General features: G+C 50.4%; 21 protein-coding genes. 8 read left to right on the top strand and 13 right to left on the bottom strand.

The window, feature by feature from the left end:
- Positions 1-16 precede the first annotated feature (16 nt).
- From OS112_07960 to OS112_07975, 4 genes are all read right to left on the bottom strand, one after another.
- Entirely contained in the window at positions 17-766 is a 750-nt protein-coding gene (locus OS112_07960) for a hypothetical protein (protein WAC04397.1), read from the bottom strand.
- 322 nt (positions 767-1088) lie between these two features.
- Positions 1089-1832, bottom strand: a complete 744-nt coding sequence (locus OS112_07965) for a hypothetical protein (protein ID WAC04398.1) — start codon at positions 1830-1832, stop codon at positions 1089-1091.
- A gap of 62 nt (positions 1833-1894) precedes the next feature.
- A complete protein-coding gene (gene nrdD, locus OS112_07970; protein ID WAC04399.1) occupies positions 1895-4081 on the bottom strand; it encodes an anaerobic ribonucleoside-triphosphate reductase in 2187 nt (728 codons plus the stop codon).
- On the bottom strand, positions 4078-4347 hold the full coding sequence (locus tag OS112_07975; protein WAC06157.1) for a glutaredoxin family protein: 270 nt from the start codon (positions 4345-4347) through the stop codon (positions 4078-4080). The genes nrdD and OS112_07975 overlap by 4 nt, the downstream gene beginning before the upstream one ends.
- Before the next feature lie 128 nt (positions 4348-4475).
- On the opposite strand from OS112_07975, the gene thpR reads away from it, so the two are divergent.
- Together thpR and cca are read left to right on the top strand one after the other, a co-directional pair.
- Positions 4476-5015 (top strand): RNA 2',3'-cyclic phosphodiesterase, encoded by a 540-nt coding sequence (thpR, locus tag OS112_07980; protein ID WAC04400.1) that lies wholly within the window; start codon positions 4476-4478, stop codon positions 5013-5015.
- On the top strand, positions 5009-6382 hold the full coding sequence (cca, locus tag OS112_07985) for a CCA tRNA nucleotidyltransferase (protein ID WAC04401.1): 1374 nt from the start codon (positions 5009-5011) through the stop codon (positions 6380-6382). The genes thpR and cca overlap by 7 nt, the downstream gene beginning before the upstream one ends.
- Positions 6383-6585: 203 nt before the next feature.
- Here cca and OS112_07990 read toward each other — a convergent pair whose 3' ends face one another.
- The 4 genes from OS112_07990 to OS112_08005 are packed head-to-tail and all read right to left on the bottom strand — an operon-like array spanning position 6586 to position 10927.
- Entirely contained in the window at positions 6586-7611 is a 1026-nt protein-coding gene (locus OS112_07990; protein ID WAC04402.1) for a Coenzyme F420 hydrogenase/dehydrogenase, beta subunit C-terminal domain, read from the bottom strand.
- Between the two features lie 4 nt (positions 7612-7615).
- Positions 7616-8362: a hypothetical protein gene (locus OS112_07995; GenBank protein ID WAC04403.1), complete on the bottom strand. Its 747-nt coding sequence runs from the start codon at positions 8360-8362 to the stop codon at positions 7616-7618.
- 4 nt (positions 8363-8366) lie between these two features.
- A complete protein-coding gene (locus tag OS112_08000; GenBank protein ID WAC04404.1) occupies positions 8367-9878 on the bottom strand; it encodes a glutamate synthase-related protein in 1512 nt (503 codons plus the stop codon).
- Complete coding sequence (locus tag OS112_08005) at positions 9875-10927, bottom strand: glutamine amidotransferase family protein (GenBank protein ID WAC04405.1); 1053 nt, start codon at positions 10925-10927, stop codon at positions 9875-9877. Before OS112_08005 ends, OS112_08000 begins: the two co-directional genes overlap by 4 nt.
- Positions 10928-11027: 100 nt before the next feature.
- On the opposite strand from OS112_08005, the gene glnA reads away from it, so the two are divergent.
- From glnA to OS112_08030, 5 genes are all read left to right on the top strand, one after another.
- Positions 11028-12353 (top strand): type I glutamate--ammonia ligase, encoded by a 1326-nt coding sequence (gene glnA, locus OS112_08010; protein ID WAC04406.1) that lies wholly within the window; start codon positions 11028-11030, stop codon positions 12351-12353.
- Between the two features lie 332 nt (positions 12354-12685).
- The gene (locus tag OS112_08015; GenBank protein WAC04407.1) at positions 12686-13882 is read left to right on the top strand and encodes an ammonium transporter; all 1197 of its coding nucleotides are present in this window, start codon (positions 12686-12688) and stop codon (positions 13880-13882) included.
- Between the two features lie 12 nt (positions 13883-13894).
- Positions 13895-14236: a P-II family nitrogen regulator gene (locus tag OS112_08020; protein ID WAC04408.1), complete on the top strand. Its 342-nt coding sequence runs from the start codon at positions 13895-13897 to the stop codon at positions 14234-14236.
- Positions 14237-14495: 259 nt separating this feature from the next.
- Positions 14496-15698, top strand: a complete 1203-nt coding sequence (locus OS112_08025; GenBank protein ID WAC04409.1) for an ammonium transporter — start codon at positions 14496-14498, stop codon at positions 15696-15698.
- 11 nt (positions 15699-15709) lie between these two features.
- Positions 15710-16039 carry a P-II family nitrogen regulator gene (locus OS112_08030; GenBank protein WAC04410.1) on the top strand — a complete coding sequence of 110 codons (330 nt, stop codon included), beginning with the start codon at positions 15710-15712 and terminating at the stop codon, positions 16037-16039.
- Positions 16040-16141: 102 nt separating this feature from the next.
- Here OS112_08030 and OS112_08035 read toward each other — a convergent pair whose 3' ends face one another.
- On the bottom strand, positions 16142-16447 hold the full coding sequence (locus OS112_08035) for a hypothetical protein (protein WAC04411.1): 306 nt from the start codon (positions 16445-16447) through the stop codon (positions 16142-16144).
- 226 nt (positions 16448-16673) lie between these two features.
- On the opposite strand from OS112_08035, the gene OS112_08040 reads away from it, so the two are divergent.
- Positions 16674-17825 carry a hypothetical protein gene (locus tag OS112_08040; protein ID WAC04412.1) on the top strand — a complete coding sequence of 384 codons (1152 nt, stop codon included), beginning with the start codon at positions 16674-16676 and terminating at the stop codon, positions 17823-17825.
- 132 nt (positions 17826-17957) lie between these two features.
- Here the strand turns inward: OS112_08040 and OS112_08045 are convergent, their stop codons facing one another.
- The 4 genes from OS112_08045 to OS112_08060 form a co-directional block, all read right to left on the bottom strand.
- A complete protein-coding gene (locus tag OS112_08045; GenBank protein WAC04413.1) occupies positions 17958-19547 on the bottom strand; it encodes an FMN-binding glutamate synthase family protein in 1590 nt (529 codons plus the stop codon).
- A 226-nt stretch (positions 19548-19773) separates the two neighbouring features.
- Positions 19774-20880: a DUF362 domain-containing protein gene (locus OS112_08050; GenBank protein ID WAC04414.1), complete on the bottom strand. Its 1107-nt coding sequence runs from the start codon at positions 20878-20880 to the stop codon at positions 19774-19776.
- 131 nt (positions 20881-21011) lie between these two features.
- Positions 21012-22406, bottom strand: a complete 1395-nt coding sequence (locus OS112_08055) for a response regulator (GenBank protein ID WAC04415.1) — start codon at positions 22404-22406, stop codon at positions 21012-21014.
- Positions 22407-22570: 164 nt separating this feature from the next.
- Positions 22571-23956 (bottom strand): tetratricopeptide repeat protein, encoded by a 1386-nt coding sequence (locus OS112_08060; protein ID WAC04416.1) that lies wholly within the window; start codon positions 23954-23956, stop codon positions 22571-22573.
- Positions 23957-24011: the final 55 nt, after the last annotated feature.

Here is a 24011-nt window from a genome sequence, read left to right on the forward strand (position 1 = left end):
TTACCTTAAAAAAAGATTATGCCAGTTTCCAGACTGCCTTTTCCTTATCGGTGAACACAATTTCCACAAAAGTCTGTTCCGGTGTCAGCGATACCGGCACTTTATAAATCAGGTATCCGTCGATTGCATTACTTGTGCCCGGGTACACAAAATTCGAGGTCGTCCCATGTGAATACCCGTAGTCCTCCACATATTCCATGTTAAACAGGTCTGATTGGTACTGGATCTCTCCTATCTCTATGGGCGTGGCCTCTCGATTGCCGGCTTTGTCAGGGATATAATGCGAAGAATCAACGGTGTACACATTACCATTATAGTGGACGTAAATACTGTTGGATTTTGGATAGGGAAATGCAGTATCTCCCCGGTTAACTACGTTTGCAAAAACAAAGAGATATTTATGTTCCGGATCCGGACGCATTGGTTCGGCATACCATTTGTTGTCCGCATCATTGTGCCAATGGTAGGTTTCATTGATCCAGTACCGATATACCGTCCCCTCACTTGCCGTCTTCCCCTCGCTAAAAGGGAACCATTTCTTAAGGGGCAGTGCGTTTGGGAACGGGTCGGGCATTGGTGTGGGGACTGTCGTGGATGTTTGTGATATCGTCGTTGGAGAAACAGTTATCGTCATCGTTGGGGTCTGTGTTATGGGACTGACAACCCCTGTTAATAATCCCGATGTTCCCGACAATCTGGGTAATACAACCAAATATCCTGCAGCAAGAACGATGATAATTATTACCCCCGCAGCGATGACTACCATCGTATTTTTCGAAAGCGGGGGTACCTTTGGGGGTGAAACAGGTGGGCTATAGGGTGGAGGTGGGGGGGCCGGGTCGTGCGGTGCAGGTGGTGACCGGGGTGCTTCAGGTGTGTGGAACTCTTCAGGTACTGTAGGGGGCGGAGGGTAAATAGTTGTAGATGGCGCAGCAGGAGCACCCGATTGTTTGATCGGTGCACCACAGTATTCGCAGAAATTCTTATCCTTCCCGACTTCCTTTCCGCAAGAGATACAGTATGGCATATAATGTCAGTACGGTTGTGGTAAATAAAAAGGATTCTTTTAAAAACAAAAAATTAAGTTTTTAATTCTCTGCAAGCTTCCAGATTGCGCTCTCCTGTGAGTTGAGTCCAATTTCGACATATGTATTGCCGGGTGCCAGGGATGCAGGAACCTCATATATAATGTAACCGTCAATAGCATTACTTATACCCGGGGTCACGTACGCCTGTTCATAACCATCACGGTATCCAAAGTCCTCTACATACTTATCACCATTAAGAGTATGGAAGAATTCGATCTCGCCGATCCTGATAATCTCAGGTGGGGCATCAACGTTCCTTTCCGTCTTCGGGAGCACATGCGTCGGGTCCATATAATAAATACCATCGTTATAACGGACAGCAATATTCGATGCCTTGGGAGGGATCTGGCGGGCAGTTCCCTTATCGACAATGTTGACAAAAACAACGAGATATTTGTTTCCCGCAGATGGGTATTTTGTCACATACCGGGTTTCCCGGGGATCAAAGAGTTGGTACGTATCATTGATCCAGAATCTGTATACGGTTGCCTCGCTTGCAGTCTTACCACTGCTGAAGTTATAACCCTGTTTTAATTTCAGTGCCGTTGGATATGGTTCCGGTGTTGGTGTAGGGGGCGTTGTGGCAAGAACCGTCATCGGAGTGGTTACCGTTACCGCAATCGTTGTTGGAGGGACGGTCTGAACGGTTTGCTGATCCGGGGATTTTGCCGGGCTACCCAGACACCCGCTGATCACTATCGTGGTAATAATGCCTGTGATGATCAGGATAGTAAGAAGTTTCATAATTCACCCTCTCGTTTTACAGGTAAAAAAACATGCGGTAAAAAATAATGCCCGGTAAAGGTTTATGCCCCGACAAGCGTATTTGCACCAACCCATTGGGGGATCGTCTTTTTCTCTGCATGGAATTCGTGGAACTGCCGCAGCGACACTGTCAAATCGCGGGTAAAAGCAAAATACCCAATCTGGGTGTTTTTACACAGCTTCATCGCCATATCATACAATCCCCGGGGATCGGGACGTGCCTCGCCAAGCCAGATGTGGAAGATATTGCCGCCATCAACGATCGGGAAAAAGACATGCTCGATCTCCATGCGTTTTGTAAGGGGAACATTTGCCCCCGGAGCTACATGAGTGCCGTTTGTGTAATATATCGGTAGATCGCGGGACTTGCCGAGCATCGCGAGAGTATAATTGACATCCCCTTTGATTACCCTGAGTGCAGAATCGTGGTAGCGTTTATCAAGCAGGTCGGCAACCGCAAACCTTTGTCCTGTTGTTTCAGCTGGAGTCCGGGCAAGCGCGATCGTCATGTTATTTTCTGACGAGAGCTTCCGGGCGTAGACCTCCATCTCGGTCATCGCACGGATGGCAAGCTTAAACGCTTCCTTTGACTCATGGAGCTGTTTACCCGTATGGTGCTGCACCATTTCGTTCACTCCGACAACCCCGATGGTATATACAAGACCTTCAAGATCAACAGCAACAGCCCCCCTGTCCCCGGTATTGGGATCTTTGGGCCGTTGCATCGCAAACGGCATCCTGCTGTGTGCCCGGATCAGATCCATCCAGCGACGCTTAATCTTGAAAATTTCAATCGCAATATCCATCAGGGCTTTTAACTCAGCGAAGAGGTGTTTGTCATCCCCTTCTGCCTTATATGCAGCCCGAGGGCAATTCACAGAAACCACCTGCCACGAACCCATGGAGAAGTGCCTGCCATCCTCAAAATAGAGTTTTTTTTCAAAATCTGAGTCCTTATCCGCAACAGCTGAAAACTGGTACGCGCAGCACTGGTAGCAGGAAATCCCTTTCCCGGCCCCTCGGTAGGCCGGGAGCTGGTTGTCATAATAAGGGGTGCCAAATTTGCTTGCAAGTTCAAAGGTGAGCAGGTAGAGCTCGCGATACGTGGGCAGGTCTGGATGCATCTGGTTGAATTCCTCACGTTCTTCCATGAAATCCGGTTCGATTGAGATCTCGGGTTTGGGGAAACTGAACGGCTTTCCCCAGTAATCCCCCTCTAACATTACCTCCATGACCGCTTTGAAGAGCAACCGGACTTCACGCTCGAATTCCCCGTAAGTACGGTGCGGTGCCGATTTTCCATCCCAGATTTTTCCCTTGTAAACACAGGGTTTGTCAACCCATAGAGAGGGGACTCCCGGAGAGAGCTGGATCGATGAAAAGACAAGTTGCCCTCCACGCGCGACCATCATCTGAGTCATCTCATAGACAAACATCTGCATCAGCTGCTTGATCTCGTCATAGGTCATCCCTTCAAGGAATGGCGCAAGGAATGTAAGGAAATTGTAGTAACCCTGGCCACCGGCAAAATTGGTCTGTGCACTGCCCAGTGCCTTGACAGCATGAAGAATTGCAACCTCAGCCCGTTTTGCAGGGCCGGCAACTGACGCCTTTGTCCCATTGCCATCCGGCATCAGCCCGTAATAGAAGAAATACCTCAGGTCCCAGTCCTGGCAGAACGGGCGCGTCCCGAAATATTCGAGGTCGTGGATATGCATTTCACCCGAGAGGTGGTGATCGGCAAGGTCGGGAGGCAGCTGGAGGAGGTATTGTTCTTTTGATATCTTGTCCGCTTTTTTCTTGTGGCTTGTCTCTGCATTCTCCTGCAGGTTTGCATTATCGTGCGCTTCAAAGCCCCTGCCGACATCGATGAGGTGTGCATCAAATACCGGTGTACCGACACGCGTGCAGACATTGCGATACTGGACAAGCCCCTTTTCCAGAAGTACCATATTCACGATCTCGCGGATAAGGGGACCGGAGAGTGACTTGAGCCCCATACCCTGGATCCGCTGTTCAACCTCCCGTGCTATCTCCTGTGCCTGTTCTTCACTTGCTCCCACAAAACCGTAAAATGTCTCAACAAGCCGGGTCTCGTCAACAATCTGGCGGACGATCCGGTTGCGGTCATAATCGACAATGTGCCCGTCGGTTGTCCGGACCGGCGGAAGCGGGGGGATATAAACGCCATCAAGGGTTTTCTGTTTGGTCTCCCGCAGCCCCATCATACACCTGAAATAAAGCCGGTTATTCGGTCTCCGTCCAGTTTACCGCTGCAAAAGAGTTCGTCAGTAGTAAAAAAATTTTCGCCTTTCTGAAGGACGGGGGCTTCGGACACAAAAATACCGTTGACCCGAAGTTCTGTCAGCGATTCTGCGGTAGACAGATCCCGCTCCAAAAATTTTTTTCCGCTCATTTTTAAGAAGGTTTTCAGCATGTCGCAGTTGGGACAGTGTTCGAGCGTATATACAATCAGATCGGGATTTGATGGCACAAAAAACACCCTCGCTTTATTGATCAAACAATTGGCTCTTCGGATAAAAAAACTAACTTTTTGACATTCGCATTTTTTCCCACGATCAACGAATACCATTTGTAGAGGGATGGAATAATAGTACCGTAATGGTCAGGACGTTTATTGCACTCGAACTTTCCGATGAGGTCAGGGCACGTCTCGGTGAAGCGCAGGAAGTACTGAAACGGTGCAACGCACGTATGACATGGGTCGATCAAAAAAATATCCATATCACCGTAAAATTTCTTGGTGAGGTCGATATTAAAAAAATTCCAGATATAAAAAGCGCGCTGAAGTCAGTTTCATTCCGGTCGTTTCCAATCAAAACCGGTACTATAACCACTAACAACCCCCATCGCCCGTTTACGGTATGGTGTACAATCGAAGACGAGGGGCTTTGCACACAACTCCTTGACCTCGTGGAGAGATCTCTTGCCCCGCTCGGGTTTGCACGTGAAAAACGAAAGTTCACACCTCATGCAACTGTTGCACGCGTAAGAACATTCGATCCATCGCTTTTTAATGCTATAAAATCACTCAGTTCAAAGATTTATGGAAATTGCACAATTAACGGCATGAGACTCAAATCAAGTACATTGACACCAAATGGGCCGGTCTACGAAGACCTGCTGGAGGTCGCATGGTAAACAGGACGCCGTTTGAAGACAAAGTGCTCGCCCGTATCCGCCCCAGCACAGAGGAACGAGACCAGATATGCGGTGTCGCAAGGCGCATTCTTGATGCAATCAGCTCTGGAGGTCAGGCACAGGGGATGGTCGTTGGTTCTATCGCACGTAATACCTGGGTAAGCGGTGAACACGATATCGATATATTCCTCCTCTTTTCCCCTGCCCTTTCCCGCGAAGCACTTGAGGAGCAGGGGATGGCACTGGCGCGACGGGTTGCCATGCAATTTACCGACCGGTACTCTGAGAAGTATGCCGAACACCCGTACATCTGTGCCATGATCGAAGGTGTGGATGTTGATCTTGTTCCCTGCTATGCCGTGGAGAGCGCGACTGCGATCCAGAGCGCCGTAGACCGCACGCCATTCCATACCCGGTATATCAAGGACAGGATCAACGGCCTTGTCGATGATGTACTCCTCTTAAAACAGTTCGCCCGGGCCGGCGGGATCTATGGTTCCGACCAGATGACCGAAGGCTTCTCCGGGTACCTCTGCGAGCTGCTTGTTCTGCAGTGTGGTGGGTTTGCCCCACTGCTTTCGGCCGCTTCGGCATGGCGCCCGGGTGTCGTGATTGACCCTGAGCAGCACGCGGCAAAGCAGTTTAATGAGCCACTTGTCGTGATAGACCCGGTTGACCCGAAACGCAATGTTGCCGCTGCGGTCTCCCTGACCCGGATGATGGGGTTTGTCGAGCTGGCCCGTGGATACTGTGCAGCACCTTCCGCCAGGTTCTTTAGCCTCCCCGACCGTTCCCCGATCACCCGTGAAGGTCTTGCAGATATCCTCGCGAAGCGGCGGACACACCTGTACGCGATAACCTTTGCTACCCCTCCGCTGATCCCTGAGATCGTCGTCCCCCAGCTCAAGCGGAGTGTGGCGGTGATTGCAGAATTACTGGAACGTCACGGATATCCTGTCCACAACGCCCGTTATGAACCAGGAGAATCGCAATGCATCTTCCTGTTCGAACTGCTCTTAAAAGAACTTCCGGCAATCCGCACCCATTCCGGTCCCCCGATCTGGAACCGTGAGAACGCTGATAAGTTCTTCAATAAATATGCCGGGGGACAGAATGGCCATTTTCCATATATCAGTGAAGGCAAGTATGCCATTGAAGTTGCGCGGGAATACCCGGATGCAAAGAGCCTTCTTAACTCAGGTGCAATCCTTGGCACGAGTCTTGGGAAACATGTGCGGCAGTCGCTCGAAGCCGGGTTCTCGGTTGCGGAAGGTGCAGATTGTTATTCTCCGGAGTTTGCATCATTTATCAAACGGTTCTTCGATCGTTCGTCGCCGCTGGCACGGGTGCTCAGGAAGGAGCTGTAAACCCGGTTCCGTTAATTATAATGAGCGGTATGATGGTCTCAAAAGCAAAAGTTCCAGATCGGTTTCCGACACATTTTTAAAAGATCAGAAGGGATTGCAGAACCTGTCGCCTTTCAATGACTGAAATGGTTCAAAGACCATTTCCAAACCTCGTACCAGCAGCGCCCTAATGAGTGTATAGAGGGGGCTAGGGGAATAAACAATTATTTCTTCCCTGAATTTTTTTTAATCTTCGTGTTCGCGAGCTTCTCAATTGCCGCGGTATCGACGCCCCCCGTAATCGTAAGCTTCTGGTTTCTTACTGCGCTCTCCACAAAATTTTTCCCGGTTGGTGTTCGGATGATAAGCGTCGTAGAGCCATCAAGACTTCCAACCGAGCCCGCAGATATATCGGAATACAATGAGGTAAGATCCGTGCAGATATGGCACCCTTTCCGTATGCAAAGGTTCAGATCATTTAAGGTAAGTATCGCTATGTCCCCGTCATGCATCAGAATTTCGAGTCTGCCTTTGACATCTATTTTTTTTATGTGTGCAGGATCGATTTTTTTCTCGGTTTTTAGTTTTCCTAAGACAAGTGCTGAATAATCAAAGGTCTCGGTACAGAATAAACCCAGCACGAGCCGGATTGATGCCGCATAGGGTTTGATAAGGTCGTGGTCTGATGCCTGCATACGGGCGACTGCCTGAACAACACAGGGGACACCAATCACTGCAATACGGTTGAATTTATTCTCGATCACTGCAATTTTTAGCGCCGCAAGCAGCGGCACCCACCAGCTGTAACGGCTTCCTGCTTCGTTGATAAGAACATCAGATTTTGTAATAACAACAGATGAGGGTTTCAGAGTCCAGCGATCCTCGGTCACCGTCACGACTGCATCAATCAGTCCTTCATCAAGGGCATTTGCAAGAATTGCAGTGACCGCCCCCCCGCTCTGACGGCGGGGGATCTCAAATGCCGCTTTTGCCGCAACAAGATCAAGGTAGTTACCAAGGGTCTCACAGGGTTGGTCTCCGGTTCGCGGGCAGACCTCATAACATGCCCCGCAATGCACTCCGTCAGTTGACTGCTTGCAGTACCCATTGGTCTTCGGGCTTGCGACCATTTCCCCTTCGTCAAAATAGAGTGCATCTGCCGGACAGACAGACACGCATGCGCCACAGCCGGAGCACCGTCCCGTATCCCACACCTCGGTTTTCAGATCAATATAGCTCTTCTCTGCCATCAGATCACTCCCATGTATACTTACTGGCAAACGGTCGGGCGCTTGCCGGTGCAATCCTCGTAAAATCCGATGCAAGCAGCGGTTCGGGATCCAGTCTGAACTTTGATGCAAAATCCTTGACTACCGGTGCGATTGTGTGCTTTTCGTCATCAGTCGCCAGTTTCTGTTTTGCCCCGACACCGAGAATCGAATCGTTCACGTTGCCACGGACGAAGATCTCCCCGCCATGGATCCCGCTGCCGACCCCGCGTTCCGAGAGCGGTGTGATACCATTGAGCCCGAGTACGATGAGAAGCCCCCCTGCCATATACTCACCCAAAAATGCCTGTGCCGAACCCCCGACAACAAGGATCGGGCGCTTCTCCATATACTGTTTCATGTGGATACCGCCGCGATATCCGATATTGTCCCGGACATAAACCCTCCCCCCACGCATGCTGTGTGCCACAGCATCACCGGCACTTCCGTGAATAACGATGCAACCGCTATCCATCGTGTTGCCAGGTGCATGGTCTGCATTGCCGTTGATAATCAGCGTTGGGCCGCTCATGAACATCCCGAGATCACCACCGGGGACACCATTTATGGTAATGGTCACACCATCACCACGGAGACCATCGGCAATAAACCGCTGACCGAGTACATTATCGATCACGATCTCTGTTATGCCTTCGGCAACCGCTTTCCGGATCATCTGGTTTAGCGGCGTATACTGGATTTGGCGGGCATCGATGCGAACCGATTTTGCCATCCCTTTATGCCCCCACGGATTTCACATCAAGCACATTCATGAGCGCCTCATCCAGCATGTAACCGCGGAGACGGTCCCGGTTGCCCCTAAGGCTTTCGATGCTGTTTATTCCTGCTGCTCCCATCAGCTCCGCAAGTTCCAGGGTCCAGCCATGGATCAGGTTCTCTACCTGAACCGATGCCTCCTCCGGGTTGAGCCTGGCAACGAGTTCCGGCTTCTGCGTCGCGATTCCCCATGCGCAGGTACCCCGGTAACAGGTGCCGCAGACCCGGCAGCCCATCGCCACAAGTGCAGAAGTACCGATATAAACCGCATCGGCTCCAAGTGCAATAGCCTTCGCCACATCAGCACTTTCGCGGATACCCCCGCTCGCAATAAGGGAGACCTCATTCCGGATTCCCTGCTGCCGGAGCTTGGCATCGACACTGGCAATTGCTGCCTCGATGGGAATGCCTACATGGTCACGGAAGACCCGGGGGGCTGCACCGGTTCCTCCACGGAAACCATCAACGACAACCGCATCCGCCGATGATCGGGCGATGCCGGCAGCAATAGCTGCAGAGTTATGCACTGCAGCAATCTTTACAAAGACCGGCTTTTTCCATTCGGTTGCTTCTTTTAAGCTTCGTACGAGCTGTTTGAGATCTTCGATGCTGTAGATATCATGGTGAGGTGCCGGGCTGATCGCATCGCTCCCTTCCGGGATCATCCGGGTGCACGAGACATCTGCACATACCTTCTCACCCGGCAGGTGCCCTCCGATTCCCGGTTTCGCACCCTGACCGATCTTGATCTCAATTGCCGCACCGCGTTCAAGATAGTTGATGTCAACTCCGAACCTGCCCGAGGCTACCTGCACAATCATATGCTTCTGGTAGGGGTAGAGCGATTCGTGAAGCCCTCCTTCACCAGTACCCATGAATGTCCCGATACGGCTTACCGCTTTTGCAAGTGAAAGCTGCGCGTTCAGGCTGATTGCCCCGTAGCTCATGTGCCCGACCATGATGGGTGTCTCGATCTGAAGGTTCGGGGTGAGTTTGGTCAGGAGCTCGATATCACCTGATGCCGATTCCCTGAGCGCGAGTTGTGCGGGTTTCTTGCCAAGATATGTCCGGAGTTCCATGGGTTCACGGAGCGGGTCGATCGCAGGATTTGTCACTTGGCAGGCATCAAGGACCAGCCGGTCAAAGATGACCGGATAGGGTTGTGCATTGCCCATCCCTGCAAGTATGATCTTGCCGGTCTTTGCCTGGTTGAAGATAGCTTCGCGCACCTCCCTTGTCCAGAGAGGATGACTCCGGTAATCCGTGGGTTTTTCTGTAATATCGATGGCATCGCGTGGACAAAATGCCAGGCAACGATGACAAGCGACACAGTTGCGCGAGTTGACCTTAATTTTATCGCCATCTTTCCGGAATACCCCATACGAGCAGTTCTCAACGCACCTGCCGCAGAGCATGCAGCGGTCGTGGTCGATATTCACCCTGAACCGGAGCGGGGTGCTGCCGATGTTCATGCGTATACCTTCCCCACGACCGGGTCACCGGCTTTGGGCATTTTGATGTCCTGAACATCAGGTTCAATTCTTCGGATCGCTGACTCTTCGCTGGAAATATAAAGCCGGTCGCCCATTTCACCACTGACAAGAGGACGCAGCTTGATCCGGTCCGTGAACCCGACGAGCGAGTGTTCGTTTGCGACGCAGATCGCAAATGGCCCGTTCATGAGCGCTGCACCATACGCGAGCCGGATTGCCCGATTGAGATCCCGCTGCTTTTCCGGCATCGCGTCGATCTCCTCCCAGAAGGGGGGAGCAAGCGCACGCACAGCCATCTTTTCAGATAGCCCGTGTTTTCTTACCAGAAGGTCAAAGAGATAAGCGACGACCTCAGTGTCGGTATACATCGTGCATTGGTACCCGTAGCTCTCAATGTAACGACGGTTGGTACCGTAACTTGTGATCTCGCCATTGTGGACCACGCTCCAGTTCAGGAGGTTGAACGGGTGCGCCCCTCCCCACCATCCCGGAGTATTTGTCGGATACCGGTTATGGGCAAGCCAGAGATACCCTTTATAATCCTGTATCCGGTAGAAATCTGCGACATCCTCCGGCCATCCTGCTGCTTTGAAGACTCCGAGATTTTTGCCGGATGAAAAAATCAGCGCCCCGTTTTTGAGAGAATTCACCTTCATGACAAGATGGGTGACAATGTCTTCATCCGGTGTAGTGCTCTTTGCCATCAGGCTGCGGTCGGGACGGAAGAAGTAACGCCAGGGGGTATGGACTTTACGTATATTGGACTGTTCGTACGTCTTGATCTGCTCATCATGTACTATTGTACCCCATTTTTCGAGCAGGTTGTCAAGGGCGACTTTATTCTCCCGGATATTGTCAAAAAAGACGTGCAGTGCGAAATAATCCTTGTATTCCGGATAAATGCCATAGGCTACATAACCGGCACCCTCTCCGCTGCCCCGTTCGTTCATCATGGAGAGAGCCTCTTTGATCCTGCTGCCGTCCATGCACTGGCGGCGCCTGTCAATCACACCAATAATGCCACACATATTAAATCACGGAATCAAATGATCAGTTAGTATTGAGCAATCGATGAATTAGGTATGCTCAATAAGTATAAATATGATTGGGTGGAACATGTCTTCCAGTATGTCAGCAGACGTTTCAAAACTTCTCAAGAAAATTGAGACGGATAAAGTGAAATTTATCCGCCTGCAATTTACGGACATCCAGGGTCAGCCGAAAAATGTATCGATCCCGGTGATTCAGGCAGAGAAAGCATTGACAGAGGGTATCTGGTTTGATGGCTCTTCCATCGAAGGATTTGCCCGGATTGAAGAGTCTGATATGCTGCTTAAGCCAGATCCGGCAACATATGCAGTTCTTCCCTGGAGACCGGCAGAAGGTAGAGTTGCACGGTTTATATGTGATGTACAGACATACGGCAACAAACCATTTGATGGAGATCCCCGTTATATTTTGAGAAAGGCGCTGTCGGATGCGGCAAAGATTGGATTTACTTTTAATACCGGCCCTGAACTCGAATTTTTCCTGTTTAAAATGGCTGATGAACGGCCTACGACCCAGTTCAAGGATCATGGTGCGTATTTTGATCTCGCACCCACTGATTCTGCAGAAGACGTCCGCAGGGATGTCGTGCTCGCACTCGGAGAGATGGGATTTGAGATAGAGGCGTCCCATCACGAGGTTGCGGACAGCCAGCATGAGATAGATTTCAAGTATGGTGACGCGCTTACAACAGCAGACCGTGTCATTACATTCAAGTTCGCCACAAAGTCAATCGCACTCCAGTACGGCCTGCATGCGAGTTTCATGGCAAAACCCATTGCCGGTATCAACGGGAGCGGCATGCACACCCACGGATCTCTTTCAAAGGGCGGGAAAAATGCCTTTTATGATGCAAATGCACCAATGCAGCTTTCAGACACTGCTCTCTATTACATAGGCGGGATCCTTAAGCACGCGAAGGCAATTACCCGCGTCGCCAACCCAACCATCAACTCGTACAAGCGGCTTGTTCCGGGATACGAAGCTCCCTGTTATATTTCCTGGAGCGCAGCGAACCGGTCGGCACTTGTCCGCGTACCTGCAGCCCGCGGCAACAGCACCCGTGCAGAATTCAGGAGCCCGGACCCGATGTGCAACCCGTACCTTACATTTGCGTGTATGCTGGCTGCCGGGCTCGATGGGATAAAAAATAAGATCATGCCACCCGAAAGCACGAACACCAACATTTACCATCTCGATCAAAAAGCACGAAAGAAGCTCCATATCGAAATGCTGCCGGGAAGTCTCATGGAGTCAAACGCAGCGCTCCTCAAAGATGACGTACTCTGTGCCACATTAGGGGACCATGTCGTCGAAAACCTTTCACGAATTGCAGAAATGGAGAGCGATGCATTCCGGCTCGCTGTCCACCAATGGGAACTGGACAGGTATCTTCCTTCATACTGAATTTGGCATAGGAATCCATCCGGTCAATTTCAATAAACGTGCATGAAAGTCCATTTGCCTTCCATACACGTTTTTTATCAGATTTCAAAAATCCTGATCACTTACCCATTTACTTCCTGAATTGTCCGGACTTTTTATCCGGGACAGCAGAACAGAAATGGCATATCGATACGGAAGAGCGATGATCACTACCAGCAGATGCTGGTTATGTCAGAGCGGTATTCGACAATCACGCTGCCGTTTCAGGAATCATCATGACGTTTATCCGGCCCCATTCAACCTCATGATCAAAAAGAGTCTGTCCGGTCTGATAATTTCAAGAAGGTGAAAAAATGGCTCTTGATTCAGCAACAACCGTATGGCTTATGGTATCGGCAGCACTCGTGATGCTGATGACACCGGGCGTGGGCCTTTTCTATGCAGGCCTTGTACGTAGGAAGAATATCATCTCGATGATCGCACTTTCCTTTGTTGTGCTTGCAGTCGTAAGCATACACTGGATGGTTATCGGGTACTCGCTCGCGTTTGGCCCGGATATTGCCGGTGTTATCGGCAGTCTTGATTATATCGGCCTGAACGGGGTCGGGATGGATGCCGGTGAGAAAGGGTATGCCCCACTGGTCTTTATGGTCTTCCAGCTATTCTTTGCTGCAGTAACTTTAACCATTATAACATCCGGTGTCGCAGAACGCGTCCGGCTCTCCTCATTTATCGTGTTCATGCTGCTGTGGACAACCTTTGTGTACTGCCCGCTCGCCCACTGGGCATGGGGCGGTGGATGGGCGCAATCGCTCGGGCTTCTGGATTTTGCTGGCGGGACGGTAGTTGAAATTTGCTCTGGTTTCTCCGCGCTTGCAATTGCCCTTGTGATTAAAAGCCGGGCAGGTTTTGGGAAATATACGATGGAACCGTACAATATTCCTCTCGCTCTGATCGGGGCTGCACTGCTCTGGTTCGGGTGGTTCGGGTTCAATGCCGGAAGTGCGCTTGCTGCGAATGGATCCGCGGTTAATGCATTTGTAACCACAAATGCTGCTGCTGCCGCAGGCACGCTAGGATGGATGGGGGCAAGCTGGTATCACGGCAAGCCGTCTTCCCTGGGAATGGTTTCCGGTGCTATTGCCGGTATGGTGGCGATCACTCCCGCAGCCGGATTTGTCACTCCGATGGTTTCAATCCTGATCGGCGCTGTTGCCGGCCTGGTCTGTTACGGGGCCATGTTGTTTCGTCTCCGGAAAGGGCTTGACGAGAGCCTCGATGCCTGGGCGATCCACGGCATGGGCGGGCTCTGGGGTACAATCGCAACCGGTGCTTTTGCAGCGCTGGCAGTCTGTGGCATCTCAGGACTTTTCGAAGGAAACCTACACCAGTTTATTGTAAACTGCATTGCAGCTTTTGTGGCACTCGTCTTCTCTTTTGTTGTTACCTATATCATCGCACAGATCGTTGACCGTACCATGGGATTACGGGTGACCGCAGATGAGGAGTACGTGGGGACCGACATCTCGCAGCACGGCGAAAGGGTATGAGAGGTGATGGTATTGAAGCTCGTTAAGGCGATTATCAAGCAGGAACGGTTCGAATTTGTCAAAAAGGCGCTTGCGGAGAAAGGCGTGACCGGCATGACCGTCACGGAAGTGCAGGGCCGGGGAGAGCAGAAGGGCATTACCCTTGAGTACAGGGGAAAACCGATGGTTGTCGATATGCTTCCCAAGATCCAGATCGAGATCGTGATCCGGGACCAGGAAGCTGATGATCTTATTGCTACGATCATCGAATCCGCAAGAACCGGGCATATCGGGGATGGTAAGATCTTCGTTTTGCCCGTCGAAACCGCAATCCGGGTCCGGACCGGAGAGATGGAACGTCAGGCTTTGAAATAATCCATAATCGGGATTATTTTTTTCGCACGTTGCGTATTTATCATAGTGTCGATCTGAATTTTAAGGTCTGTTTATTGATGAACTATAGAAATATTTATAAGAATAGGAAGATAACTTCCTTCCAACAGTTTATAGAAAGAAACTGTGCGTGCGAATCAGATAAAGACAATCCACCGGACTTTTCATCCGGCAGGGATCGCCGGACGATATGTTCATCTGTTCCGCTGCATGTATCTCAAATGTTCATGGTGAATTGAAAATGGTATTAGACACAGGAGCAACAGCATGGATTCTCGCGTCAACAGCACTTGTGATGCTGATGACGCCTGGAGTGGGATTTTTTTACGGGGGTCTTGTCCGTAAAAAAAATTTCATCTCGATGATAATGCTGTCATTTGTTGCATTTGCATTGGTGAGCATCCAGTGGGTTCTGATCGGGTACTCGCTTGCCTTCGGCCCTGATGTGGCAGGGTTCATCGGGAACCTCGACTTCCTCGGGTTGAATGGAGTCGGTATGGATCCGGATTCCTATAGCCCGGCAATACCCGGTCTGCTCTACATGGTATTCCAGCTGGTCTTTGCAACAGTGACAATGGCTATCGTGACATCAGGTATTGCAGAACGCGTCAAGTTCAGCTCGTACCTGATCTTCGCACTACTATGGACCACGATTGTTTATGATCCGCTCGCCCACTGGGTATGGGGAGGCGGCTGGGCCGCACAGTTCGGATCTCTCGATTTTGCAGGAGGTACCGTGGTCCACATAAGCTCGGGCTTTGCCGCACTGGCAATCGCCTTTGTGATCGGTAAGCGTGCTGGTTATGGCCAGTACACAATGGAGCCCAACAATATCCCGATGACCATCTTGGGCGCGGCGCTGCTCTGGTTCGGCTGGTTCGGGTTCAATGCAGGAAGTGCAGTCGCGGCCAATGGTCTAGCGGCAAGCGCATTTGTCACGACAAATACTGCTGCCGCAGCAGGCGCGATGGCATGGCTTCTGGTCAGCTGGATCCACGGGAAGCCAAGCTCTCTGGGCTTTGTTACTGGCGCTGTAGCCGGCCTTGTCGCAATCACACCCGGCGCAGGTTTTGTCACGCCAATGGCATCCATAGTCATCGGAGGCATTGCCGGCGTTTTCTGCTATGGCATGATGCTCTTCCGTATTAAGAAAGGGTGGGACGAGAGCCTTGACTGCTGGGCTGTCCACGGGATGGGCGGTCTGTGGGGTGCGCTTGCAACCGGTATCTTTGCAGCTGCTGCTATTAACGGGTTTTCAGGCCTGATCGAAGGTAATGTGCACCAGTTTATCGCAAACGCGACAGGTGCGCTCGCGGCGCTGATCTATTCCTTTGTTGTCACATTCATCCTGGCCATAGTCATTGACAAGACGATTGGCCTGCGCGTGACCGAAGAAGAAGAATATGTCGGGCTCGACATCTCCCAGCACGGTGAGCGCGCCTGAAGGTGATCATCATGAAAATGGTAAAAGCAATCATCAAACCAGAACGATTCGAGTTTGTAAAAAAGGCGCTTGAAGAAAAAGGATTTGCCGGCATGACTGTTGTGGAGGTCAAGGGCCGGGGAGAGCAGAAAGGCATCACCCTTGAGTACCGTGGCAAATCAATGATCGTCGACATGCTCCCAAAAATCCAGATTGAGATCGTCACCAGGGATGAATATCTTGATGACCTTATTGCGACTATTGCGGGAGCTGCAAAAACGGGGAAAATTGGCGACGGTAAGATCTTTGTCATGCCTGTTGAAAAGACCATCAGGATACGGACAGGCGAGACAGAGACATGATAATAACCAAAATAATTTCAATATATGAAATATTTTTGATGCTAAAAATTCATTTTTAAGATCTTTTTTGTTCGGCCAAGGTAATTGGGAGATAAAAAAGTATTAATGGCCATATAATGCCCGCAGCTTTTGTTCAATCCGCGGTGAGATGTGGTAATGGCCCGGCAAGGTGAAAGATCCATTATCAAATTTCACAGATTCTGCAATATCTTCATCAGATATCCCGTGTTTGTGGTGGTCCACCATCTCATGGAAGAACATCTTGCCGCCACCATGGACAATCCTGCATAGGCAGCACCGGTCATCTCCGGCTCTGACATAATAATACGAAGAGCCGATCTGTGATTTGCGATAGTCCTGCAGCTGTTCAAGGATGATCTCATAGTCAGGTTCCGATTCGTCCGGCATTATGTACCGTGGCAAAGGTGCCACAGTCGAAATTTTTTTTACTTTCGACATTCCTCATTCCCCCTTTTTTCTTTCCCTACCCAATCCATGCCCATTGTCAGCATGGCTCAGGTACGAAGGAAATGTACTTCCATACTATTAAAATTTTTTCTGTTTTCCGGTTATTTATTAAATACCAAAAAAGGAGATTGTTATCTATCATGCAGACAGATATTCAGTACATTTCATGATCCCGTGGCTCTCGGATAATTTCAAAAATTTTAAACCAACGGCGGCAATCGCCCTGAATGCCACCCGGCACATGAACCATCTCGAACGAAAAAAACTTTTCTCTCCTGATATCGAGCCCATGAGAACAGCAGAGGGCCGATGGTTTGAAGCCATCATTTATGAAATGTTCCTGGACATTTCAAAAAAATCAGATCGGATAAAATATCTTGCAAGAAAAGGGGCTGATGCCCCAAAAAACCAGAAACTCGCCCAGCTAGGGCAGAACGGAATTTTTTATTCAAAATATGGCGATATTGTCATCCGGGGCAACGGGCAGGATCTCGCCGAATTTGACCTGTTGCTTGTCACCAGTGACAACGAAGTAGCGTTTGCCGAAGTAGTGACTTCCCCCTCAGACCTCAAAGAATTCGAACAGGAGATCCAGTTCAAGAAAAACCTTCTCGGGTACCTGTACAACCAGAAGATCGTACCGTTTTTGCTTATCTCATCGTTCGATATCTCCAATTATTCGGTTGTGCGGCGACTGGCAAAAGCAAAGGAGAACGCTATAATCTTCACAAGTTCCTGTGAACAGATCAAAAAACTCGTTAAACATTACCGCCCCCGTATTCTCTATATAAAACCGGAGAACCACGCCAAACTGGTGCTTGCCACAGACCTTATTTTCAAACAACCGTTCGATTACCGAAAATTCCATGAAGAAGTTAAAAGTGAAATTTTTGCCCGAATCACTCATAACGAGCACGAACGGAACCGTCAATCTTCATCCCCCACCCATATGCTTGTAAAAAAGGTTCTCTATGGCGCACTCTATCCCAAGGCGATCAAAGCGGTATGCGACACTTACGGGATGTCGGTCAGGGGTAAACATATAGAATTTTCAGAATTTTCTAAATTCTATTCCAAAGCAATCATTGCAACCGACCTTCCCGGGTTCGAACTGATCATTTACCTGCGGTCACGACAGAAAAAAGAATACCTCAAGATGGTGCAGGTTAAAGACGGGCACTTCAAATACGAACGCCCCACTCCGTCGCGCGTTGGTTTTTTCCTCTGGCTTGAATCTCTCCAGCCGACACTTGGCACCCGCATTACCCTCTCCGTTCTTGAAGCATTTACCAAAACTGAGAGCGGGACAAAAAAATAATTCTGAAAATCTATCCCGGTTGTCCCGTCACCCAATCAATTTTTTCATGGATAACCGGAATCATGGATAACTGGGACACAAAGTCAAAAAATTAGAACCGGAGAAATATCCGGTCTTTTGACAATGTTGGACTTAATCAAGCAGTGCACCCATGGCTTCGTCATAGCGTGCAGCCATGACATATTCGATGCCAGAGACAGCTGCTGCATCCTCGGTGAGGGCCATCAGGTCATCGCGGCTTATTGTCGAGAGCCGGAAGTTCCTGCTGCCCGCCATTATCTGCTGGAGCCCGGTCTTGAACTTCTGTGCGTAGGTATAGATACCAACTGCACCCATCGGGATCTCTTTCATGCGCGAGCCGTATTTCTCCTTGAGCTCCTCGTAGCAGACAAAGATCTCCTCAATATTGTTGCCATACTTGGAGATTGTCTTGGGCAGGTCACCTTCCTTCACCCATTTCTCGATATTCTTTCCGACCATGCCGGGAATCATGAGTCCTCTGCCCATGCAGACTGCTTTGAAGTACGGAGTACCCATCGCAAGAGCCTTGAATACGCCGGGCTCATCTGAGAACCCACCTGCCATCGCAAGGTCAGGAATGCGCATGCCCTTCTTTGAGAGCTTCCCGGCAAAATCGTATGCGAGCGCCTGCAAATAGAAAGTCGGGATTCCCCACTCGTTCATCATCGGCCACGGGCTCATGCCGGTGCCGCCAGGCGCCCCATCGATGGTAAGCAGATCGATTTTTGCTTCGGAACAATACCGCATCGCCATCGCGAGCTCGACTATGGAGTACGCACCGGTTTTTAACGTAATCCGCTTGAACCCGATATTGCGCAGCCGGTCGATCTCTTCCATGAAGCCTTCCTTGGTCACAAAGCCAAGCCGTGAGTGCCGCTCAAACTCCTTGATTGCCCCTGCCTTGAACGCTGCCTGGTTCTCCTTGACGGTCGGGTCAGGGAGCACGATATAACCGCGCTTTTTGAGCTCAATGGCGCGTTCCAGAGTCTTGACCTTGATTTCGCCTCCGATACACTTGGCGCCCTGTCCCCATTTCAGTTCAATAGTGTCCAGGTTGTGTTTGGACGCAACATACTCCGCGGTCCCAAGCCGCGTGTCCTCCACGTTCATCTGGACAAGAATTTCTCCATAGCCTTCATGGAATTTCTTAAAGACCTCAATGCGCCGGTCCATCTCCGGTGATTTTTTCACCTTTCCTTTGTTGTCTCGCTCAAGCAGCGGGTCGACGCCACAGACGTTCTCTCCGCACACGCAGGTGATGCCCGAGATTGCCGCACCGATGGCAAAGTGCTCCCAGTTGATCCGGGCAATATCGGTCGAACCAAGTGCACCGGTAAAGATTGGGAGGCGCATCTTTACTTTCTTGCTCCACCCGTATTCAGTCTCGGTATCCACGGTTGAGAAGACCGCTGTATCGGGACCGATTTCGGTACCTTTTGGGAGCCCTTTTGCCCCTACTGCGTACCCCTGGATATTGAGGTGCGAGTAATCGATCGGGTAATTCTTGTCAGCACCTGCGGTGATCTCCCCGAACGGGCCGGGATAAAGTACCTCCCTGCCCCTGAACGATGAGAGCCAGATCTCGCAGCTGCCTTTGCATCCGTCCATGCAACGGGTACAGATACCGGACATCGGGACAACATCCCTTGACCGGTTTACCGTTCCCGTCGCTTCGTTAGCATTCGGCTGTCGAAGGTTCATAATTCACACCAAAACGATGTTATATTTTTTTAAAGGACTTGAATTTTGGTCTGAGCGACACAAAGCTCAAACAGAATAGTTTTAATTTACGTTCGTTAATAAGCGCTTGCTTTCCACCACATTATAAAGATTTCGCTTTTTTTTGATTGATCAGACAAAAAAATAGTAAAAATTCCGGATTTTTCAAACAAAAATTGTAGTTTTAATCAAATTTCTGATCGGGAAGTCACAACGTGATCAACTCATACCGGCTGCTGCCCATCCCCATCGTTTCAGCGTACCGGATCTGGCGGTACCCGTCAGTCTCTTCCCAAATCCCCCGGAATTTATCCTGCCCTTTTTTATGGTGAGCATGCAGGAGCGAATCAGAAAAGCCCTGCTGTTTATTGACAAGGTCAAATGCCGCCGTGTCGATTGCTACCGGGTCCCGGGCAGCAAGGATACCAATATCCGGGACGATTGAGGCATCGCTCCACGGGACGCAGTCACAGTCCGGGGTGATGCGGGTTAAGAAACTGATATACCCGGTCCTGTGTTCTTTTCCTTTCACTGCACCCGACGCATATTCCACAAGCCGTTCGATAAATTGCGGGATCTCGGTTTCCCAATCGACATCGATGGCATGTTCGGGGCAGACCGTCATGCACTCAAAGCACCCGATGCACGATGACCGGTCGATTGCCGCCTTCTTTTTTGAGAGACGGATTGCAGTTTTCGGGCAGGCCACCTTGCACTTCCCGCACCCGACACACCGTTCGCTGACACAAAACGGGTGTGCCTTGTGCTGGTCACGTTTTCCCTGAGGCGGGGCACACCCCATTGCGAGATTTTTGATCGCCCCCCCAAAGCCGGAGACAATATGCCCCTTGAAATGCGTCATCACGATCATGCTGTCCGCGGCCACGATATCCCCGGCAATCGCGACACGTCTGAAATGCTTTCCTTTGATGGGGACATACGTGATATTTTTTCCGCAGAGTCCGTCTGCGATGATGACCGGAGCTCCGGCAACAGCAAAATCAAACCCGTGAAGAACTGCAGTCATAATATGGTCCACCGCATTCGAACGGCTCCCGAGATAGAGCGTGTTGGTATCAGTAAGGAACGGCAACGCCCCGCAAGCTTTTACCTTCTCTACAACCTGCCGGACAAAGACCGGGTTGATGTAAGAATCATTGCCCGACTCCCCGAAGTGAAGTTTGATTGCGGTGCGATCGCGCTGGTTGATCAGCGAGTCAAAACCTGCACAATCAAACAGTCTCTTTACCTTGGATATGGTGTTTGAGTTCTCGTCCCGTGCCCGAAGGCTGGCAAAATATACCGGACTTCTCATGACAGACATCCCCTCAGGCTATCGTTATCATTGTCCGAGGTATTATACCATACTGATTTTTTAAAAACGGGATGTCGCAGGGATAAAAACACGATAAAATATTGAAAATGGATGAAGCGTATGAGTGGAGCCTATTTGAGATATTCATCACGTTTGCGTGTAACCGGTGTGTCCTTTTTCCAGAGCCTGACATCCCGCGCACGGTCAAAATAGATTTTTGACTCTCCGGCTTTCCCCATCTCCTTTAAGCACACCCCGATATGGTTCCATGCGCTCGCGTTGTTTGCAGATTTTTCAACGACCATATGGAATGTCTGGAGCGCGGCATCGAGATACTTGGCATCATGGTGCATCAGGCCGATCTTTTCGAACGTCTCCCCGAGGTCATAGAGCACCTCGACGTTATCATGGTCGAGCTCAACGGCACGGAGGAATGACTTGAGCGCTTCTTCATATTCACCCAGCTCACGGTAGCAGATACCGCGGTCGTTCCACACATAGGCAAGTTTGTTGTCGATCTCCAGTGCCTTGTCAAACGCTGCTATTGCTTCGCGGTATTTTCCCTCCCGTCCGTATAACAGGACCCCTTCCTTGTAATATGATCCTGCCCTGCCCAGGATCCGGTCAAGCAGCCCCCCGCCGGTTTGTTCGGGAATAGTCTGTGCGGGAACTTCGGGTGACCCTTCTGTAGCGTCGGGAATTTCATCAGGAAGCGGGACATCCTTAACGGTTGCCGTGATATCCTTTACTGATGAGACTGAAGCGATAAAATTGCCCCTGCTGTCATAAAATGGCATCGCCTTCATCCAGAGAGTCCACGGTTTGCCATCTGCTTTCACACCTTTCGTAACTCCAATGACGGGACCTTCTTTCTCCCTGCTGACAATGAAATATTTGTTTTTCTGGATTACCTCATCTTTTTCAAAGACGAGATCAATCAGCATCCTCTGCTTTTTGCCAAAGAACGGTTCGGCGTACGCAAAACTTCCCTTTTTTATCATCGATGTAGCAGGAACTCCGGTGATCTGTGCCATTGCCTCGTTCCATGCAATAACCTTGCCATCGCGGTCGATCGCAAAACTCGGGTCTGATGAGAAATTGAGTGTATAGGTAAGGATCATCTGGGAGGTTCCGGTGGAACGCCAGGCAAGGCGGCCGTCAACAACCTGATAAATCCTGTCCAGTATCGTGCGCATCTCCAGCGCCGGGTTCTCTCCTTTTTTAATAAAGAAGTCCGCCCCGTTATTGAGGGCTTCGATTGCGGCATGCTCACCTCCAACGCCGGTGAAGATGATGACCGGGGTCATATCTCCGCGTGAACGGAGGATCTTGAGAAACGCGATCCCGTCTATCTCCGGCATATGATAATCAAGGATAATTGCATCAAACTTGTTTGAAGACAGGGAACTGAGCCCCTCATGTGCAGTGCGTGCGGTGCGGACAGAAACACCACCTACCCGTGAGAAATATTCCCGCATGGCTTCAAGTAGCGCGGGTTCATCATCAACAATAAGAACGGAGAGCATACGACTGGTTCCTTGCAGGGGCTTTCGGATTGTCACGGTTATGTGACGGCCGGTTCACCCGGTTTCTATTCCTAATTGGTATAGGGTGACAGTATTATTTTATAGTTGACGTTTCATTTGAGAAGATTTCCTGCAACTTCTGCTGTATACTGTCAGCATCCTGATTACACGGTTTCGCGTTTGCGTTGGAACATCCGGTCCTTATTCATCCTGATAATTCCCTGAGCCCTCGCAAAGGCCTGCCGGGCTTCCTCGTCATGACCTATCTCCTTGATGCAGACACCAAGATGGTTCCATGCACTAGCATTATTGGGGTTAATATCCGTTACTTTTGAAAACGCGAGGATTGCCTTTTCAAAGATTTTCTTTTCACGGCGCAGGATGCCGATCGTTTCCAGGATCTCGCCGTAATCATAAACGTACTCCTCATCGCGGGGCGCCAGTTCGAGCGCCCGCTCGAAACTCTTTTGTGCATCCTCGAACCTGCCCATCTCTTTTAAACAGAGACCCCGGTCGTTCCAGATCTGCGGAAGGTTCTCATCGATCCCGACGGCACGGTCAAAGCATTTCAGGGCTTCTTCATATTTCCCTTCACGGTAATAGAGCTGGACGCCCTGTTTGTACGAAGATTTTGCCTTACCTGTGATCCGGTCAAGAAATCCCCCGGTAACTGATTCCTTGTCCCTGGAATCCGGTCCGGCAGCGGATGTACTAACCTGCGTTGCCGCAGGGACTCCTTTCATGCTGGTCCCTGCAATGTCGGTGATGTCGCGGACCGAACTCACCGCCCCGATAAAACCCCCCTTGCCATCGTAGAGCGGTTTTGCCCTCATCCAGAATACCGGTTCCCTGCCATCAGGTCGTGCCGCCCGAGTCCATGCGACAACCGCTCCTTCTTCACGGTTTATTACAGCATAATCATGTGCGGCAAGCCCATCATCTGACTCAAAGATAAGGTCGATAAGCAGCAGCGCCTTTTTACCAAAGAAAGGCACGGAGTATTCATGGTCTCCCCTGCCGACCATCATATCGGCAGTCACCCCGCTCAGTTCTTCCATCGCATGGTTCCAGGAAATAACCCTGCCTTCACAGTCGATGGCAAACATTGCCTCTTTTGAAAAACTCATCACGTCGGAGATGATCCTTTGCGATGTCCCAAGTGACCGGCCGACTGACCTCCGTTCCTTTGCCTGGCGGATCATATGATCGAGCTCGCGGAACTGTGTGCGGGGATCATCCCCTTTCTTTAAAAAAAAGTCCGCCCCGTTGTTGAGCGCTTCAATCGCCGCATTCTCGCGCCCGACACCAGTGAAGATGATGATGGGGGTTAAATTCCCCTTTGCCCGGAGGATCTTTAAAAAATCGATCCCGTTGATTTCAGGAAGATAATAGTCAAGGACGATCGCATCGTACTCCTTTTTTGTAACAAGGTCCAGCCCTTCCTTGGTCGATGTGATCGTCTCGACCTTCATATCACCGGGTCGTTCAAGAAAGTGCCGGACGAGGTTTAGGATATCAGGTTCGTCATCAATGACAAGGACGGTGAGCATCGGGATACCTGCACGTATACATTACCTATAACGCATAAGCAAAAAAGATTCTGGG

The organism is Methanoregula sp. (assembly GCA_026625165.1).
Taxonomy (GTDB): Archaea; Halobacteriota; Methanomicrobia; order Methanomicrobiales; family Methanospirillaceae; genus MVRE01.

Excerpts from the sequence above, each read along its gene's own strand:
- OS112_08055 (WAC04415.1), bottom strand. The coding sequence starts at position 22,406 with ATGCTCTCCGTTCTTATTGTTGATGATGAACCCGCGCTACTTGAAGCC.
- OS112_07965 (WAC04398.1), bottom strand. The coding sequence starts at position 1,832 with ATGAAACTTCTTACTATCCTGATCATCACAGGCATTATTACCACGATA.
- OS112_08005 (WAC04405.1), bottom strand. The coding sequence starts at position 10,927 with ATGTGTGGCATTATTGGTGTGATTGACAGGCGCCGCCAGTGCATGGAC.
- glnA (WAC04406.1), top strand. The coding sequence starts at position 11,028 with ATGTCAGCAGACGTTTCAAAACTTCTCAAGAAAATTGAGACGGATAAA.
- OS112_08015 (WAC04407.1), top strand. The coding sequence starts at position 12,686 with ATGGCTCTTGATTCAGCAACAACCGTATGGCTTATGGTATCGGCAGCA.
- nrdD (WAC04399.1), bottom strand. The coding sequence starts at position 4,081 with ATGATGGGGCTGCGGGAGACCAAACAGAAAACCCTTGATGGCGTTTAT.
- OS112_07990 (WAC04402.1), bottom strand. The coding sequence starts at position 7,611 with ATGGCAGAGAAGAGCTATATTGATCTGAAAACCGAGGTGTGGGATACG.
- OS112_08025 (WAC04409.1), top strand. The coding sequence starts at position 14,496 with ATGGTATTAGACACAGGAGCAACAGCATGGATTCTCGCGTCAACAGCA.
- OS112_08050 (WAC04414.1), bottom strand. The coding sequence starts at position 20,880 with ATGAGAAGTCCGGTATATTTTGCCAGCCTTCGGGCACGGGACGAGAAC.
- OS112_07995 (WAC04403.1), bottom strand. The coding sequence starts at position 8,362 with ATGGCAAAATCGGTTCGCATCGATGCCCGCCAAATCCAGTATACGCCG.
- OS112_08035 (WAC04411.1), bottom strand. The coding sequence starts at position 16,447 with ATGCCGGACGAATCGGAACCTGACTATGAGATCATCCTTGAACAGCTG.
- thpR (WAC04400.1), top strand. The coding sequence starts at position 4,476 with ATGGTCAGGACGTTTATTGCACTCGAACTTTCCGATGAGGTCAGGGCA.
- OS112_08000 (WAC04404.1), bottom strand. The coding sequence starts at position 9,878 with ATGAACATCGGCAGCACCCCGCTCCGGTTCAGGGTGAATATCGACCAC.
- OS112_08060 (WAC04416.1), bottom strand. The coding sequence starts at position 23,956 with ATGCTCACCGTCCTTGTCATTGATGACGAACCTGATATCCTAAACCTC.
- OS112_08045 (WAC04413.1), bottom strand. The coding sequence starts at position 19,547 with ATGAACCTTCGACAGCCGAATGCTAACGAAGCGACGGGAACGGTAAAC.
- cca (WAC04401.1), top strand. The coding sequence starts at position 5,009 with ATGGTAAACAGGACGCCGTTTGAAGACAAAGTGCTCGCCCGTATCCGC.
- OS112_08040 (WAC04412.1), top strand. The coding sequence starts at position 16,674 with ATGATCCCGTGGCTCTCGGATAATTTCAAAAATTTTAAACCAACGGCG.
- OS112_08030 (WAC04410.1), top strand. The coding sequence starts at position 15,710 with ATGAAAATGGTAAAAGCAATCATCAAACCAGAACGATTCGAGTTTGTA.
- OS112_07960 (WAC04397.1), bottom strand. The coding sequence starts at position 766 with ATGGTAGTCATCGCTGCGGGGGTAATAATTATCATCGTTCTTGCTGCA.